The 16,854-nt window shown below is 62.6% G+C and carries 12 protein-coding genes; 8 read left to right on the plus strand and 4 right to left on the minus strand.

Annotated elements, in window-relative coordinates:
• Positions 1-5: 5 nt before the first annotated feature.
• The 4 genes from NKJ04_RS20025 to NKJ04_RS20040 form a co-directional block, all read right to left on the minus strand.
• Positions 6-1,148, minus strand: coding sequence for a DegT/DnrJ/EryC1/StrS family aminotransferase (locus tag NKJ04_RS20025; protein ID WP_352677158.1), 1,143 nt, complete (start codon positions 1,146-1,148; stop codon positions 6-8).
• Positions 1,149-1,396: 248 nt separating this feature from the next.
• Positions 1,397-2,320, minus strand: coding sequence for a carbohydrate kinase family protein (locus NKJ04_RS20030; protein ID WP_352677159.1), 924 nt, complete (start codon positions 2,318-2,320; stop codon positions 1,397-1,399).
• Positions 2,317-2,763 carry an RbsD/FucU family protein gene (locus tag NKJ04_RS20035; protein WP_352677160.1) on the minus strand — a complete coding sequence of 149 codons (447 nt, stop codon included), beginning with the start codon at positions 2,761-2,763 and terminating at the stop codon, positions 2,317-2,319. Before NKJ04_RS20035 ends, NKJ04_RS20030 begins: the two co-directional genes overlap by 4 nt.
• Complete coding sequence (locus NKJ04_RS20040) at positions 2,763-3,989, minus strand: ROK family transcriptional regulator (protein ID WP_352677161.1); 1,227 nt, start codon at positions 3,987-3,989, stop codon at positions 2,763-2,765. Before NKJ04_RS20040 ends, NKJ04_RS20035 begins: the two co-directional genes overlap by 1 nt.
• Before the next feature lie 266 nt (positions 3,990-4,255).
• On the opposite strand from NKJ04_RS20040, the gene NKJ04_RS20045 reads away from it, so the two are divergent.
• From NKJ04_RS20045 to NKJ04_RS20080, 8 genes are all read left to right on the plus strand, one after another.
• Entirely contained in the window at positions 4,256-5,233 is a 978-nt protein-coding gene (locus NKJ04_RS20045; protein ID WP_502895823.1) for a sugar ABC transporter substrate-binding protein, read from the plus strand.
• Positions 5,234-5,392: 159 nt separating this feature from the next.
• Positions 5,393-6,454, plus strand: a complete 1,062-nt coding sequence (locus tag NKJ04_RS20050; protein ID WP_127269995.1) for an ABC transporter permease — start codon at positions 5,393-5,395, stop codon at positions 6,452-6,454.
• Positions 6,430-7,239 (plus strand): ATP-binding cassette domain-containing protein, encoded by an 810-nt coding sequence (locus NKJ04_RS20055; protein ID WP_352441333.1) that lies wholly within the window; start codon positions 6,430-6,432, stop codon positions 7,237-7,239. The genes NKJ04_RS20050 and NKJ04_RS20055 overlap by 25 nt, the downstream gene beginning before the upstream one ends.
• A 235-nt stretch (positions 7,240-7,474) precedes the next feature.
• The gene (locus tag NKJ04_RS20060) at positions 7,475-9,943 is read left to right on the plus strand and encodes a glycogen/starch/alpha-glucan phosphorylase (protein WP_352677162.1); all 2,469 of its coding nucleotides are present in this window, start codon (positions 7,475-7,477) and stop codon (positions 9,941-9,943) included.
• Between the two features lie 107 nt (positions 9,944-10,050).
• A complete protein-coding gene (gene glgB / locus NKJ04_RS20065; RefSeq protein WP_023808507.1) occupies positions 10,051-12,264 on the plus strand; it encodes a 1,4-alpha-glucan branching protein GlgB in 2,214 nt (737 codons plus the stop codon).
• A 52-nt stretch (positions 12,265-12,316) separates the two neighbouring features.
• A complete protein-coding gene (gene glgC / locus NKJ04_RS20070; RefSeq protein ID WP_023808506.1) occupies positions 12,317-13,582 on the plus strand; it encodes a glucose-1-phosphate adenylyltransferase in 1,266 nt (421 codons plus the stop codon).
• A 3-nt stretch (positions 13,583-13,585) separates the two neighbouring features.
• Positions 13,586-15,031 carry a glycogen synthase GlgA gene (gene glgA / locus NKJ04_RS20075; protein ID WP_352677163.1) on the plus strand — a complete coding sequence of 482 codons (1,446 nt, stop codon included), beginning with the start codon at positions 13,586-13,588 and terminating at the stop codon, positions 15,029-15,031.
• 3 nt (positions 15,032-15,034) lie between these two features.
• Positions 15,035-16,663: an alpha-D-glucose phosphate-specific phosphoglucomutase gene (locus NKJ04_RS20080; RefSeq protein WP_352677164.1), complete on the plus strand. Its 1,629-nt coding sequence runs from the start codon at positions 15,035-15,037 to the stop codon at positions 16,661-16,663.
• The last annotated feature ends 191 nt before the right edge of the window (positions 16,664-16,854 follow it).

Raw genomic sequence — 16,854 nt, forward strand, 5'->3', positions numbered from 1 at the left:
GCAGCTTACTCCGCCGCGGCCTGCGCCGAATTCGAGCCGATATAGTTGCGGATCGTCTCGATGATGCGGTCCTGATCGGCTTCATTGAGATAAGGATGCATCGGCAGGCACAGGATCCGATTCGGCAGGTCTTCCGAAACGGCAAGGCCGCTCGGCGTGCGTGGGTAGTCGCGATAAGCGACCTGAGCATGCAGCGGCTTCACGTAGTAAATGACAGACGGAATGCCTTTCTCGCCGAGATGCGCCCTCAGCCCGTCGCGCTTGGGCGTCTCGATGGCGTATTGCGCCCAGGCCGAACGGGTGCCGTCCAGATTGCGGGCGGCGGTGACGATGTCGCCAAGCCCTTCGGCATAGCGTTTTGCCACCACCTGCCGGGCGATCATCTCGTCTTCCAGGATGGCCAGCTTCTCGATCAGGATCGCCGCCTGCAGCGTGTCGAGTCGCGAATTGATGCCAACGCGGACATTGTCGTATTGCGTCTCGCCCTTGCCATGGAAGGCGAAGGAGCGAAGCTGCTCGGCCAAAGCATCGTCATTGGTGAACATCGCGCCGCCGTCGCCGTAGCAGCCAAGCGGCTTGGCCGGATAGAAGCTGGTCGATCCGACATGGCCGAAAGCACCGCACATCTTGCCGTCGAGCGAACCGCCCATCGACTGGGCGGCATCCTCGATCACCATCAGCCCTTCGCGGTTGGCGATCGCCATGATCGCCTCGTAATCGGCGGCTAGGCCAAACAGATCGACAGGAATGATAGCCTTCGGCTTCAGCCTTCCTTCCTTCTTGATCATGGCGATGGCCGCTTCGAGGCTGGCAATGTCGATGTTGTAGCTATGCGGGTCGACATCGACGAACACCGGCTCGGCCTTGGCCAGTGCCACCACTTCGGCGGTGGCGGCGAAAGTGAAGCTCGGCACGAACACCGCGTCACCCGGGCCGATGCCGGCCGCAAACAGCGGCAACAGCAGCGCGTCGGTGCCGTTGGCGCAGGCCACGACATGCTTGGTGCCGATATAGGCGGCAAGCTTGTTCTCGAATTCGGTGACTTGCGGGCCAAGAATATAACGGCCTTCGTCGACGACACGGTCGATCGCGGCCTTCAGCCGGTCGCGGATTCGTTCGCGCTGCGCGCCAAGATCGATGAACTGCATGTCGGCCTCAAAACGGGTTAGCCAGATAATCGGCCGCTGGTACCAGAGTTGCGCTTGCCGAGAAAGCCGGGCAGGCGGAGCCCTAAATTGCCCAAGTGTCGCAGTCCGTTACCAGTATTTCCCGGCGAATGTCAGTCAGATGCCGGAAATCCGGGCTTCGTCAGGCGCCATCCCGCCCTCATAGCCTTGGAAAGAGCCCTTGCGAAACATAAAGTGATCGATTGGGCTCAACTTATGTTGAGCGTTACTCAGGCGATTTCATGTCGCCAGGGTGGATTGGCGCCGGCCCGCGACACGGTCACTGCCGCCGCCTTCGCGCCGAGCGCCAGCGCCTTGTGGATGGCGTCTTTCGACAAGCCGGAAATCGCCGCCTTGGTCAGCAGGTCCTGCTCATGCAAGGAGGCGAGGATGCCGGCGTTGAAGGTATCGCCGGCACCGACCGTGTCGACCACCTCGACCTTTTCCGGCATGACGGTGACGGCATGTTCCCTGGTATAGCCGACGGCGCCTTCGCTGCCATGGGTGACGACGATCAGCTTCGGGCCTCGATCCAGCCAGTTGCGGATGACATCCTCGTGCGAGCCGGCTTCGCCGAACCAGCTCAGGTCTTCGTCCGACAATTTCACGATGTCGGCCATCGCCATCATCGCGCGAATGCGCCTGAGATGCTTGGCCTTGTCCGGTATGAAGTTCGGCCGGATGTTGGGATCGAGCATCATGACTCGACTTTCATGCTCGCGCCGCATGAACTCCTCATAGGCACTGCCGGCTGGCTCCGAAATCAGGCTGATGGCACCGAACAGCATGGCTTCGATCTCGCTGCCAAGCTGCGGCAGGTCGTCGACGGTCAGCATGCGGCCGGCGGTGTTCTCGTCATAGAAAGTGTAGGTCGCCTGGCCGTTGGTGAGCTTGACGAAGGCCAGCGTCGTTGGCCGTGGTGAGGTGTGCGCATAGGTGGAGCTGACCTTGCTTGCCCCCAGCGCATCCCGGAACTGGCCGCCGAACAGATCCGACGACAGGCCCGAAAAGAAGCCTGCCGGCGCGCCGAGCCGGCCAAGCGCGATCGCCGTGTTGAACACCGCGCCGCCGACATAAGGCGCAAAGGCCGGCTCACCCGCTGTCGTCGTGCGCGGCAGCATGTCGATCAGGGCTTCGCCGCAGCAGAGGATCATGGCTTCCTGGTCTCCGGCGGATGGATCACGCCCTTGCGGATGATGATGTTGGCGTAGAGCCGTGGCTCGCTTGTCGCGACGATGGCGTGCGCCGATTTGACCCGTGCATAGAAGTCGGTGCCGGCCAGCGCAACCACCTTGCGGCCTGGCGCCCGTTTGGCGCAGATCGCCTCGATCTCATGATGGACGGGATCGGCAAGCGAGGGATCGCCCTTGACCGAGGCGCGAAACAGCGCCTCCGGCACGGCGTCATCGACAGGCAGGACACTCAATATCGCGTCGAGTACGGGGATAAGAGGGTGACCATCGGCGCGCACCAGCCGGGTTGCCTGCTGTTCCGCCGGATAGTTTCCGTCGACAAGGGCGATTTCGTCGCCATGCCCCATGCCGCGCAGGATCGCCAGAAGCTCCGGACCGAGCAGCGCCGGAATTCCGATCAGCATCAGGCGCTCCTGGAAATCGTCGTCGAGCCGATCAGGAAGCGTTCGGAAAGTGGCAGGCTGGCGCCGCCGAGCGCCCGGGCATGGATGCCGACGGTTCCCTCGCGAATGGCGGGCAGCTTCAAGCCTTCGCCATCGATCGTGGCGATTGCCGCGATGATGGCGTCGACCAGCCGGCGACGCACCGCCTTCGGCATCCAGCCGTCGATCACCGCCGCTTCGAAATCGATGATCGAGGATGCGGCGACGATGGCGTAAGCGAGCGCCCTTGAGGCGCTGGCGATCCAGTCGTCGAGTTCGGATCCGATCTCGCCCCAGTCTTCCGGCGAGGTCCACAGATGCGAGGCCTCGGTGCCGCGCGCATTGAGCGCCTTTTCGAGCATCGCGATGGAAGCGACATCGATCAGTTGGGTCGGCTTGCCGTCCGGCCCGGGCACCGGCATGGAGCCGAGCGCTCCGGCATTGCCGGTCGGGCCGCCAAAAAGCCGGCCATTCAGCACGATGCCGCCACCGGCAAAGGCGCCGATATAGAAATAGACGAAGTCACGCGCGGCGCCCGCCTGGCCGAAGACGAGCTCGGCGCCGCAGGCCGACGTGGCATCGTTCTGCAAATAGACCGGAAAATCGCATTGCGCCTGGATGTCGGCCCTGATGTCGCGGTGACGCCATTCGTCCATGACATCGCGCGGGGCGCCGGCGGTATCGGCCCAGTTCCACAATTCGAACGGCATGGCGATGCCGAGCCCGGCGATGCGCTTGTCTTGCGCGGGCGTCAGCTCGCCGCGCATCTGCCGCATGCCGTTGGTGACGAAGTCCACCGTCTCGCGCGGCGCCGGGTAGCGATAGGAATGCTGCAGCATCGAACGGACATGGCCAAGGAAATCTATCAATACCAGTTCAGCGCTGCGGCGGCCGATCTTCAGGCCAATGAAGAAAGCGCCTTCGGGGTTGAGCGCCATCGGGATGGAAGGCTGGCCGATCTTGCCGCGCAACGGCGCCTGGCGCAGCAGGAGGCTTTCTTCCTCCAACTCGCGCATGATGACCGAAACCGTCTGCGCCGAAAGGCCGGTCATGCGGGCGATGTCGGATTTTGCCAGGCTGCCGTGCTGGCGCACCAGCGACAGCACCAACCGCTCGTTGTGGTCGCGCATGCCGCTCTGGTTGGTGCCGCGGTGAATGAGACTGTCATTCACCTCGGGCGAACCGTGCCTCGCAATGGCCGTTTCCACCCTGTTCCTCCCGTCGTTTCCCCTCAATGCTTTTGGGCCAGAATGGGTGAACGAAGCAAGGCTGTCAATAATAAATAAGAGTGATTTAATTATTGACAGGGGCTTCGTGCTGGTGTCTGTTGAGACGGCGTCCACGCTGGGAGAATTTCGTTGGACGCGCTGCAGGTGCCGGTTGGCCGGCATCCGGATAGTTCCACTGGGAGGAAATCGTGACCAATACAAAACTGTTGAAATCGACCGTGTTTGCCGCCGCGGCTCTGGGGCTGATGGCGTCTGCGTCGTCCGCATCCGCGGCTGGTGTCGGTGCCTGCCTGATCACCAAGACTGACACCAATCCCTTCTTCGTCAAGATGAAGGAGGGCGCCACCGCGAAGGCCAAGGAACTCGGCGTCGACCTCAAGACCTATGCCGGCAAGATCGACGGCGACAGCGAGAGCCAGGTCGCGGCGATCGAGAGTTGCATCGCCGACGGCGCCAAGGGTATCCTGATCACTGCATCCGACACCAAGGGCATCGTGCCTACCGTGAAGAAGGCGCGCGATGCGGGCCTGCTGGTGATCGCGCTCGACACGCCGCTCGATCCGATCGACGCCGCCGACGCGACCTTTGCAACGGACAATCTCGAAGCCGGCAAGCTGATCGGTGCCTGGGCAGCCGCCACGCTCGGCGACAAGGCCAAGGACGCCAAGATCGGCTTCCTCGACCTGACGCCTTCGCAGCCGACCGTCGACGTGCTTCGCGACCAGGGCTTCATGATGGGCTACGGCATCGACGTGAAGGATCCCAACAAGATCGGCGATGAGGACGATGCGCGCATCGTCGGCCACGACGTCACCAACGGCAATGAAGAGGGCGGCCGCAAGGCGATGGAGAACCTCCTGCAGAAGGACAACACCATCAACGTCATCCACACCATCAACGAGCCTGCTGCTGTCGGCGCCTACCAGGCGCTCAAGGCTGTCGGCCTCGAAAGCCAGGTGCTGATCGTCTCCGTCGACGGCGGCTGCCCCGGCGTGAAGTCGGTGGCCGAAGGTGTCATCGGCGCCACGTCGCAGCAATATCCGCTGCAGATGGCAGCGCTCGGCATCGAGGCGATCGCCGCCTTCGCCAAGGACGGAACCAAGCCGAAGCCGACCGAAGGCAAGAACTTCTTCGACACCGGCGTCAACCTGGTGACCGACAAGCCGGCCACCGGCGTGAAGTCCATCGACACCAAGGAAGGCCTCGCCAAGTGCTGGGGCTGATCCCGGTCTGACAGGCATCCAGGGAACCTGAGCGGCCGGGGCTTGATCCCCGGCCGCTCAGGGTGGACGATGGCTCGCGTGACCGCGAACAATCCCGGCAGCAGACCGGAAAGGCGTGGACTGGCGTCGGCGTTTGGCTGAAGCCTACGGGGAGTAAACATGGCTCAAGCTCAGGAATTCGAGAAGGTTCTCTCGAGCAGCGATACAAGCGTTGCCGCTTTTGACGAGCACAAATCGGCCGTCAAGCGCATCCAGCATTTCCTGCATTCGACGCCGGCCGCGGTGCCGCTGATCGTGCTGGTTCTGGCGATCATCGTCTTCGGCATCACCATCGGAGGGCGGTTCTTTTCGTCCTACACACTGACGCTGATCCTGCAGCAGATCGCCATCATCGGCATTCTGGGTGCTGCGCAGACATTGGTCATCCTGACCGCCGGCATCGACCTGTCGATTGGCGTGATCATGGTGATTTCAGCGGTGATCATGGGCAATTGCGCGGTCAGCTATGGCATGCCGAGCGCGCTCGCCGTGGCGATCGGGCTTGCCGCCGGCGCGGCCTGCGGGCTGCTCAACGGGGTGCTTGTCGCCTACATGAAGCTGCCGCCCTTCATCGTGACGCTTGGCACCTGGAACATCGTCATGGCCACCAACTTCATCTATTCGGCCAACGAGACGATCCGCGACACCGATGTCGACACCCAGGCGCCGCTGCTGCATCTCTTTGCCATCAGCTTCAAGGTCGGCACGGCGGTGCTGACGCTCGGCGTCATTGCCACGGTCGTGCTCGTGATGATCCTCTGGTACGTGCTCAATCACACGGCATGGGGCCGCCATGTCTACGCCGTTGGCGATGATCAGGAGGCGGCGAAGCTGTCGGGCATCCAGACCAAGAAGGTGCTGATGACGGTCTACACCCTTGCCGGGCTGATCGCCGCTTTCGCTGCCTGGGTCTCCATCGGCCGCAACGGCTCGATCTCGCCGTCGGCCGCCGTCACCGACTACAATCTCCAGGCGATCACCGCGACGGTGATCGGCGGTATTTCCCTGTTCGGCGGACGTGGCTCGATCCTGGGCACGCTGTTCGGCGCGATGATCGTCGGCGTCGTCTCCATGGGCCTCAACATGCTGGGCGCCGATCCGCAATGGAAGGTGCTGCTCACCGGTGTGCTGATCATCGGCGCCGTGGCAGTCGACCAATGGATCAGAAAGGTTTCGGCATGACCACGACCCAGGAACCCATTCTCACCGCGCGTGGCCTGGTCAAGCGCTACGGCCGCGTCACCGCCCTCGACAACGCCGACTTCGACCTTTACCCCGGCGAAATCCTTGCGGTCATCGGTGACAATGGCGCCGGCAAATCGTCGCTCATCAAGGCGATTTCCGGCGCTGCCGTGCCCGATGAAGGCGAGATCCGGCTTGAAGGAAAACCCGTCTCCTTCAAATCGCCGATGGAGGCCCGCGAAGCCGGCATCGAGACCGTCTACCAGAACCTGGCGCTGTCGCCCGCGCTGTCGATCGCCGACAACATGTTCCTTGGCCGCGAAATCCGTAAACCGGGTTTTCTGGGCGATTGGCTTCGCATGCTCGATCGCCCGGCGATGGAAAAGCGCGCCCGCGACAAACTTACCGAACTTGGCCTGATGACCATCCAGAACATCAGCCAGGCTGTGGAGACGCTCTCGGGCGGCCAAAGACAGGGCGTTGCCGTGGCACGTGCGGCCGCCTTCGGCAGTCGGGTGGTGATCATGGACGAACCGACGGCCGCGCTTGGCGTCAAGGAAAGCCGCCGCGTGCTCGAATTGATCCTCGACGTCAAGAAGCGCGGCCTCCCGATCGTGCTGATCTCGCACAACATGCCGCATGTCTTCGAAGTGGCCGATCGCATTCACATCCATCGGCTGGGCCGTCGCCTCGCCGTCATCGACCCCAAGCAATATACGATGTCCGATGCCGTCGCCTTCATGACAGGAGCCAAGGCCCCGCCGGAGGCGGCGCTGGCGGCTTGATACATGTCGCCCAAAGTGGCTGGTGCTTGGCAACAGCGGCAAGCACGGAACAGGAATTTGAAGCGCGTCGCGCGGGCCGTCTTGACGCGTCACACTTCAGAATTGCCAAATTGCCGCAGGGGGCAAGCCGGATCGAACCTGTTTAAATCGATTGAATATATGGCGGTATCAGCTAGCATGGGCTGGGAGGAGCGATGAAAGCCGGTATGATCATGGCAACCGCACGAGAGGCATCATGACGAGCGCGATGACATCCGAACCCCTTCCGCCACTGCTCGAAAATCCTGATCCAAAGACACTCGCACGTGAAGTCTTGGTGGCCCTCAAATACAGGGTCGGCAAGGACACCACCGTTGCGACCCAGTACGACTGGCTGACCGCCTCGATCAAGGTCGTGCGCGACCGGATCGTCGATCACTGGATGCAGGCGACGAGAGAGGCTTACGACCAGAAGGAAAAGCGCGTCTATTATCTGTCGCTGGAATTCCTCATCGGCCGCCTGATGCGTGATGCCTTCTCCAATCTGGGCCTGATGGACAACATGCGCGAGGCGCTGTCGTCGCTGGGTGTCGACCTCGACTTGATTGCAGCACTCGAGCCCGATGCGGCGCTCGGCAATGGCGGCCTCGGCCGGCTCGCGGCCTGCTTCATGGAAAGCATGGCGACCGTCGACATTCCGGCGCATGGCTACGGCATCCGCTATGCCAATGGCATGTTCCGGCAGGAGATTCACGACGGCTGGCAGGTCGAACTGCCAGAGACCTGGCTTGATCACGGTAACCCGTGGGAGTTCGAACGTCGCGAACGCTCCTTCGAGGTTGGTTTCGGCGGTTCGGTGGAATCGATCACCTCCAAGGATGGGCGCCTCGAACGCCATGTCTGGAAACCGACCGAGCATGTGCTGGCCGTCGCCTATGACACGCCCGTCGTCGGCTGGCGGGCCAACCGCGTCAACACGCTGCGGCTCTGGTCGGGGATGCCGGTCGATCCGATCCTGCTGGACAAATTCAATGCCGGCGACCACATCGGCGCGCTAGCCGAAAGCAACAAGGCCGATGCCTTGTCGCGCGTGCTCTATCCCGCCGATTCCCACAAGGCCGGGCAGGAACTGCGGCTTCGGCAGGAGTATTTCTTCTCCACCGCCTCGCTGCAGGACATCGTGCAGCGCCATCTGAGCCAATATGGCGACCTGAAGTCGCTGCCCGACAAGGCTGCGATCCACTTGAACGACACCCATCCCGCCATCGCCGTGCCGGAGTTGATGCGCCTGTTGATGGACGTCCACGGCATGGACTTCGACCAGGCCTGGGATATCACCCAGCGCACCTTCGGCTACACCAACCACACACTGCTGCCCGAGGCGCTGGAAAGCTGGCCGGTGCCGCTGTTCGAGCGGCTTTTGCCGCGCCACATGCAGATCGTCTATGCCATCAACGCTGAAGTGCTTCTGGAGGCGCGTGCTTCCAACCAGTTCTCGGACGAGCAGATTGGCCGCATCTCGCTGATCCAGGAAAATGGCGACCGCCGGGTGCGCATGGGCAATCTGGCCTTTGTCGGCTCGCATTCCATCAACGGCGTTTCGGCTCTTCACACCGACCTGATGAAGGAGACGGTGTTCGCCGACCTGCACAAGCTCTATCCCGATCGTATCAACAACAAGACCAACGGCATCACGCCGCGGCGCTGGCTGATCCAATGCAATCCCGGACTGACGTCGCTCGCCCGCGAGGCGATCGGCGACCGTTTTCTCGATGACATCGACGCCATCAAGGATCTCGACGGTTTCGCCGGCGATGCCGTCTTTCGCGACAAGTTCGCCGCCGTCAAGCGCGCCAACAAGGCGCGATTGGCCAACCTCGTCGCCGACCGGCTCGGCATCAAGGTCGATCCTTCGGCGCTTTTCGACATCCAGATCAAACGCATCCACGAATACAAGCGCCAGCTTCTGAACATCCTCGAGGCGATCGCCCTCTATGACCAGATCCGCTCGCACCCCGAGCGCGACTGGATGCCGCGCGTGAAATTCTTCGGCGGCAAGGCGGCGCCCAGCTATCACAACGCCAAGCTGATCATCAAACTCGCCAACGACGTCGCCAAGGTCATCAACCGCGACCCGGCCGTGCGCGGTTTGCTGAAGGTCGTGTTCGTGCCGAACTACAATGTCAGCCTTGCCGAGATCATGATGCCGGCTGCCGACCTTTCCGAGCAGATCTCGACCGCCGGCATGGAAGCGTCGGGCACCGGCAACATGAAGTTCGCGCTGAACGGCGCGCTGACCATCGGCACGCTCGACGGTGCCAATGTCGAGATCAAGGAATGCGTCGGTGACGACAACATCTTCATCTTCGGCCTGACCACCGCCGAGGTCGCCGAGCGGCGCAACAACGGCTACGATCCGCGCGCCGTCATCGAAGGATCGCCCGAGCTGGCGCAAGCGGTCGCGGCTGTTTCGTCAGGCGTCTTCTCGCCGGATGATCCGGAGCGTTACCGCGACCTCGTCAACGGTCTCTACAACAGCGACTGGTTCATGGTCGCCGCCGATTTCGATGCCTATGCCACCGCCCAGCGCGAGGTCGATGCGGTCTGGCGCAACAGTCCCGACTGGTACGCCAGGGCAATCCGCAATGTGGCGCGTGTCGGCTGGTTCTCCTCCGATCGCACGATCCGCCAATATGCGAAAGAAATCTGGAACGTGCCTGCCTGATGTGATTGCATGAGGCCGCAAACAATGTGGTCCCGGTGGTGTGAACTTAAAAGTCGGATCACACCACTAGAAACAAACACTCGGTGCCTGGGGAGGGACACTGCCTGATGAAGAAGCCGCGCGCGACCGCTGCGACAAGCGGGCCGGACGGACTGGCGGCAGCCAGCGATGTTGCGGCGATTGTTGCCGGTACGCATGGCGATCCGTTTGCCGTTCTCGGTGTTCAGGAGGCTGGGAAGGGTTTTGTGGCCCGCTGCTTTGTTCCGAATGCCGAATTCGTCACCGCTTATACGCTGACCGGCACCATCGCGGGTGAATTGTCCAGGCGCGACGATGGCGGCTTTTTCGAAGGCAAGCTCTCGATCAAGAAGCGGCAACCGCTTCGCTATCACGCGCGCAATGCCGGCGGCGACTGGTGGCTGACCGATCCCTATTCGTTCGGTCCGGTGCTCGGGCCGATGGACGACTACTACATCGCCGAGGGATCGCATCTCAGGCTGTTCGACAAGCTCGGCGCTCATGTCATCGAGCACGAAGGCGCCACCGGCGTGCATTTCGCCGTCTGGGCTCCCAATGCGCGGCGTGTCTCTGTGGTCGGCGATTTCAACGAATGGGACGGCCGCCGGCACTCGATGCGCGACCGCCGCGACACCGGCATCTGGGAGGTGTTCATTCCCGATATCGGTGCTGGCCGGCCCTACAAATACGAGATCATCGGCCCCGACGGCGTCAGGCTGCCGCTGAAGGCCGATCCGTTCGCCTTCAAATCCGAACTGCGTCCGGCCACCGCTTCGGTCGTTGCTGTGCCGCCGGCGCATGAGTGGGGCGATGAGGCGCATCGCAATTTCTGGCGCAATGCCGATCACCGGCGCGAAGCCATTTCGATCTATGAGGTCCATGCCGGTTCCTGGCAGCTTCGCGACGACGGTACGTTCCTGTCATGGGACGAACTGGCCGACCGGCTCATCCCCTATGTGGTCGAGACCGGCTTCACCCATATCGAATTCATGCCGATCTCTGAACATCCCTATGACCCGTCCTGGGGCTACCAGACGACCGGCCTCTACGCGCCATCGGCCCGCTTTGGCGATCCGGACGGCTTTGCCCGCTTCGTCGACGGCGCCCACCGTGCCGGCGTCGGCGTTATTCTCGACTGGGTGCCGGCGCATTTCCCGGTCGATGAGCACGGCCTGGCCAATTTCGATGGCACCGCGCTCTATGAACATGCCGATCCGCGCAAGGGGTTTCATCCCGACTGGAACACCGCGATCTACAATTTCGGCCGCCGCGAGGTGGTGTCGTTCCTGGTCAACAATGCGTTGTTCTGGGCCGAGAAATACCATGTCGACGGACTTCGCGTCGATGCGGTCGCCTCGATGCTGTACCTCGACTATTCGCGCAAGGCCGGCGAATGGATCCCCAACGAGAAAGGCGGCCGCGAGAACCTTGAGGCGGTCAGCTTCCTGCAGAAGATGAACAAGGAGGTCTACGGCCACCATCCGGGCGTGATGACCATCGCCGAGGAATCGACCTCTTGGCCGAAGGTCTCGGCACCGGTGCATGAAGGCGGGCTGGGCTTCGGCTTCAAGTGGAATATGGGCTTCATGCACGACACGCTGGAGTATTTCTCCAAGGAACCGATCTTCCGAAAGCACCACCACAACGACCTCACCTTCGGCCTGACCTACGCCTTCTCCGAGAATTTCGTGCTGCCGCTCTCGCATGACGAGGTCGTGCACGGCAAAGGCACGTTGCTTGGCAAGATGGCCGGCGACGATTGGCAGAAGTTTGCGACGCTGCGCGCCTACTACGCTTTCATGTGGGGCTATCCCGGCAAGAAGCTGCTTTTCATGGGGCAGGAGTTCGCGCAGCGCCGCGAATGGAGCGAGGCGCGCGCGCTCGACTGGAACCTGCTTGAATTCCGGCCGCATCGCGGCGTCTGGCAGACGGTGCGCGATCTCAACTATCTCTACCGTTCGCGCCCGGCACTGCATGGCCGTGATTGTGAGCCGGAAGGGTTTTCCTGGCTGATCGTCGATGACAGCCAGAATTCGGTTTTTGCCTGGCTGCGCAGTGCACCGGGCGGCAGCCCGGTGGCCGTCATTTCCAATTTCACGCCGGTGCCGCGTGACAATTATCGCGTGCCGTTGCCGATATCAGGCAAATGGCGCGAAATCATCAACACCGACGCTTCCGAATATGGCGGGTCCGGCAAGGGCAATGGCGGCATGGTCGAGGCACGGGCGGAGGGAGGAAGCATCTCCGCGACGATGCTTTTGCCGCCGCTGTCGACGATCATGCTCGAGCTCGTTGCCGACTGAGCCCGTCGAGACTGAGTAAAACGGCGATATCGAGTAACTTGGGAGGGTAGAAATGGCAGACTTGAAACGGACCCAGCCGCTGGCGCGCGATGCCATGGCCTATGTATTGGCCGGCGGCCGTGGGAGCCGCCTCAGGGAACTGACCGACCGGCGTGCCAAGCCGGCCGTATATTTCGGCGGCAAGACGCGCATTATCGACTTCGCGCTCTCCAATGCTCTGAATTCCGGCATTCGCCGCCTTGGCGTTGCCACCCAGTACAAGGCGCATTCGCTGATCCGTCATCTGCAGCGCGGCTGGAACTTCCTGCGGCCCGAGCGAAACGAGAGTTTCGACATCCTGCCGGCCAGCCAGCGCGTCTCGGAAACGCAGTGGTATGAAGGCACCGCCGACGCCGTTTATCAGAACATCGACATCATCGAGGCCTACGGGCCCGAATACATGGTGATCTTGGCCGGCGACCACATCTACAAGATGGACTACGAGATGATGCTTCGCCAGCACGTCGACGCCAATGCCGATGTCACCGTCGGCTGCCTCGAAGTGCCGCGCATGGAAGCCACCGGCTTCGGCGTCATGCATGTCGATGCCAAGGACAACATCATCGCCTTTGTCGAAAAACCCGCCGATCCGCCCGGCATTCCCGATAAGCCGGAATTCGCGCTGGCTTCGATGGGCATCTACGTGTTCAAGACCAAATTCCTGATGGAGCAATTGCGCCGCGATGCGGCCGAGCCGGGCTCAAGTCGCGACTTCGGCAAGGACATCATCCCCTATATCGTCCAGCACGGTAAGGCGATCGCGCATCGCTTCGCCAAATCCTGCGTCCGCTCGACCGCCGAGAACGAGGCCTACTGGCGCGACGTCGGAACGGTCGACGCCTATTGGGAAGCCAATATCGACCTGACCGACATCACGCCTGAACTCGACCTCTACGACCGCGACTGGCCGATCTGGACCTATGCCGAATTGAAGCCGCCGGCAAAGTTCGTGCATGACGAGGATGGCCGCCGCGGTTCGGCCGTGTCCTCGCTTGTCTCGGGCGACTGCATCGTCTCCGGTGCGTCGCTCAAAAGAAGCCTGATCTTCACCGGCGCGCGCATCAATTCCTTTTCGACGCTGGAAGAAGTCGTCATGCTGCCCGACGTTCATGTCGGCCGGAACGCAAAGTTGAAGCGCGTGGTCATCGACCATGGTGTTAGGATACCAGAAGGCCTGGTGGTCGGCGAAGATCCCGTCCTCGACGCCAAGCGCTTCCGCGTTTCCGAAAAGGGCATCTGCCTGGTCACCCAGGACATGATCGACAAGCTGGGGCTCTAACGCATGCAGGTTCTGTCGGTCACGCCCGAGATCTTTCCGCTGATCAAGACCGGAGGGCTTGCCGACGTGACCGGCGCGCTGCCCATCGCGCTTGCCGCCAAGGGCGTGACCGTGCGCACGCTCATTCCCGGTTTTCCGACCGTCATGGCTGCCTTCAAGAAGAAGCGGGCGGTTCTGCAATATCCCTTGCTGCAGGGCGGCAAGGCCTCCGTCCATTCCGTCCAGCTTGCCGGGCTCGAACTGTTCGTGCTCGATGCGCCGCATCTGTTCGACCGTCCCGGCGGCCCCTATGGCAATGCGACCGGGGTCGATTGGCCCGACAACTGGCGGCGCTTCGCGGCGCTGAGCCAGGTCGGCGGCGACATCGCCGGTGGCGCCATCTCTGGCTACCAACCCGACATCGTCCATGCCCATGACTGGCAGTCGGCGATGACCCTGGCCTATATGCGCTACGGCAAGGCGGTCGGCGTGCCATCGATGATGACTGTCCACAACCTCGCTTTCCAGGGCCAGTTCGGCGCCGCCATCTTTGGCGAACTCGGCCTGCCGGCGGCGGCGATGGCGCTCGACGGCGTCGAATATTATGGCGGCGTCGGCTTCCTCAAGGCCGGCCTGCAGGCCGCCTGGGCGATCACCACGGTCAGCCCGACCTACGCGCAGGAGATCCGCTCGGCGGAATTCGGCATGGGTCTCGACGGCCTCATCAACATGCGCTCCAGCGATCTCTATGGCATAGTCAACGGCATTGACACCGGCATCTGGGATCCCGAAACCGACAAGCATCTGGTGTCCCCCTACACGGCGAGCACGCTGAAGGCGCGCGCGCCCAACAGGCCTGCCGTGGAGGACCGCTTCAGCCTTGAGCGTGATGACAGCCCGATCATCTGCGTCGTCAGCCGGCTGACCTGGCAGAAGGGCATGGACATACTGGCGCTGGTGGTCGACGGCATCGTTGCCACGGGAGCGCGCTTGGCCATCCTCGGCTCGGGCGATGCCGGCCTCGAAGGCGCGCTGCTCGCCGCCGCCGCCCGGCATCGCGGCCGCATTGGGGTCGTTGTCGGCTACGACGAGGGGCTGTCGCACATCATGCAAGGCGGCTGCGACGCCATCGTCATTCCCTCGCGCTTCGAACCGTGCGGGCTGACGCAGCTTTACGGCCTGCGCTATGGCTGCGTACCCGTGGTTGCCCGCACCGGCGGCCTTGCCGACACGGTAATCGACGCCAATGAGGCTGCCGTTTCGGCCGGCGTCGCCACCGGCTTCCAGTTCGCGCCCAACAATGGCGGTGCCTTGCTGCACGCCATCCGCCGCCTCGTCGACGCACATGCCAGTCCGGCGGTCTGGGAATCGTTGCAGCGCCAGGGCATGAAGGCCGATGTGTCATGGGACAAGAGCGCGGAAAAATATGTCGAACTCTATCGCTCTCTGCTTTCGAAAAGGGTTGCCTGAAGCATGATACGCACCGTCCCCACCAAGCCTTATTCCGACCAGAAGCCCGGCACGTCGGGCCTGCGCAAGAAGGTGCCTGTCTTTCAGCAGGAGCACTATGCCGAGAATTTCATCCAGTCGATCTTCGACGCGCTCGACGGTTTCAAGGGCAAGACCCTGGTGATCGGCGGCGATGGCCGCTTCTACAACCGCGAGGTCATCCAGAAGGCCATCGCCATGGCAGCCGCCAACGGCTTCGGCAAGGTGATGGTCGGGCAGGGCGGTATCCTGTCGACGCCGGCCGCCTCGCATGTCATCCGCAAATACAAGACCTTTGGCGGCATCATCCTGTCGGCCAGCCACAATCCGGGCGGTCCGCATGAGGATTTCGGCATCAAGTACAATGCCGGCAATGGCGGCCCGGCGCCGGAAAAGCTGACCGACGTGATCTTCGAAAAGACCAGGGCGATTTCGAGCTTCAAGATCGCCGACATCGATCCGATCGACATCGACACAACAGGCACGGTCAAGGCCGCCGGCATGACGGTCGAGGTCATCGACCCGGTCGCCGACTATGCCGAACTGATGGAAAGCCTGTTCGATTTCGATGCCCTGCGCAAACTGTTCAAATCCGGCTTCCGCATGCGCTTCGACGCCATGCACGCGGTGACCGGCCCCTACGCCAAGGAGATCCTGGAAAACCGGCTCGGCGCGCCCAACGGCACCTGCCGCAATTTCAAGCCGCTGCCGGATTTCGGCGGCCATCACCCGGACCCGAACCTCGTCCATGCCAAGCACCTCTATGACGAGATGATGGGACCAGACGCGCCGGATTTCGGCGCTGCCTCGGATGGCGACGGTGACCGCAATCTGATCATCGGCAAGGGCATTTTCGTCACCCCGTCGGACTCGGTTGCCATGCTTGCCGCCAACGCCCGCCTGGCGCCCGGCTACAAGGGCGGGCTGAAGGGCATCGCCCGCTCGATGCCGACCAGTGGCGCTGCCGACCGCGTCGCCGAAAAACTCGGCATCGCCCTCTATGAGACGCCGACAGGCTGGAAGTTCTTCGGCAATCTGCTCGACGCCGACATGGCGACGATCTGCGGCGAGGAAAGTGCCGGCACCGGTTCCAACCACGTCCGCGAAAAGGACGGCCTTTGGGCGGTGCTTTTGTGGCTCAACATCCTTGCCGCGCGGGGCGAAAGCTGCAAGCAGATCGTCGCCGAGCACTGGGCGACCTACGGTCGCAACTACTATTCGCGGCACGATTATGAAGAGGTTGAGAGCGACCGCGCCAACGCATTGGTCGACGAACTGCGCGCCAAGCTCGGCGCGCTGCCGGGTGCCAGCGTGCGCGGCATGACAATCGCCAGCGCCGACGACTTTGCCTACCACGATCCCGTCGACGGTTCGATCAGCGAGCATCAGGGCATCAGGGTGCTGTTCGAAGGCGGTTCGCGGGTGGTCTTTCGGCTGTCCGGCACCGGCACGTCAGGTGCCACGCTGCGCGTCTATATCGAGCGCTACGAGTCGGACAAGTCGAGGCACGACCTCGACACCCAGGCCGCCCTTGCCGATGTGATAGCCGCGGCCGATGATATTGCCGGGATTCACAGCCATACCGGCCGCGCCGAGCCAAGTGTGATTACTTGAGGGTGGCGCTGCACGCGCCCATAGCTCTCGCAGAGCGCCAGGTTAGATAATGACGGGCGTATGGCGCTGTACCCCCCTCTGGCCTCCCGGCCATCTCCCCCTCAAGGGGCCCGTTGCGTTATTAAGTTATAGGGGCAAGGAGGGAGGGTCGGGCCAATGTGGGGTGCCTTGCGGCTCGGGTTTGAGGCCGG

This window comes from Mesorhizobium sp. M0618 (assembly GCF_040320765.1).
Lineage (GTDB): Bacteria > Pseudomonadota > Alphaproteobacteria > Rhizobiales > Rhizobiaceae > Mesorhizobium.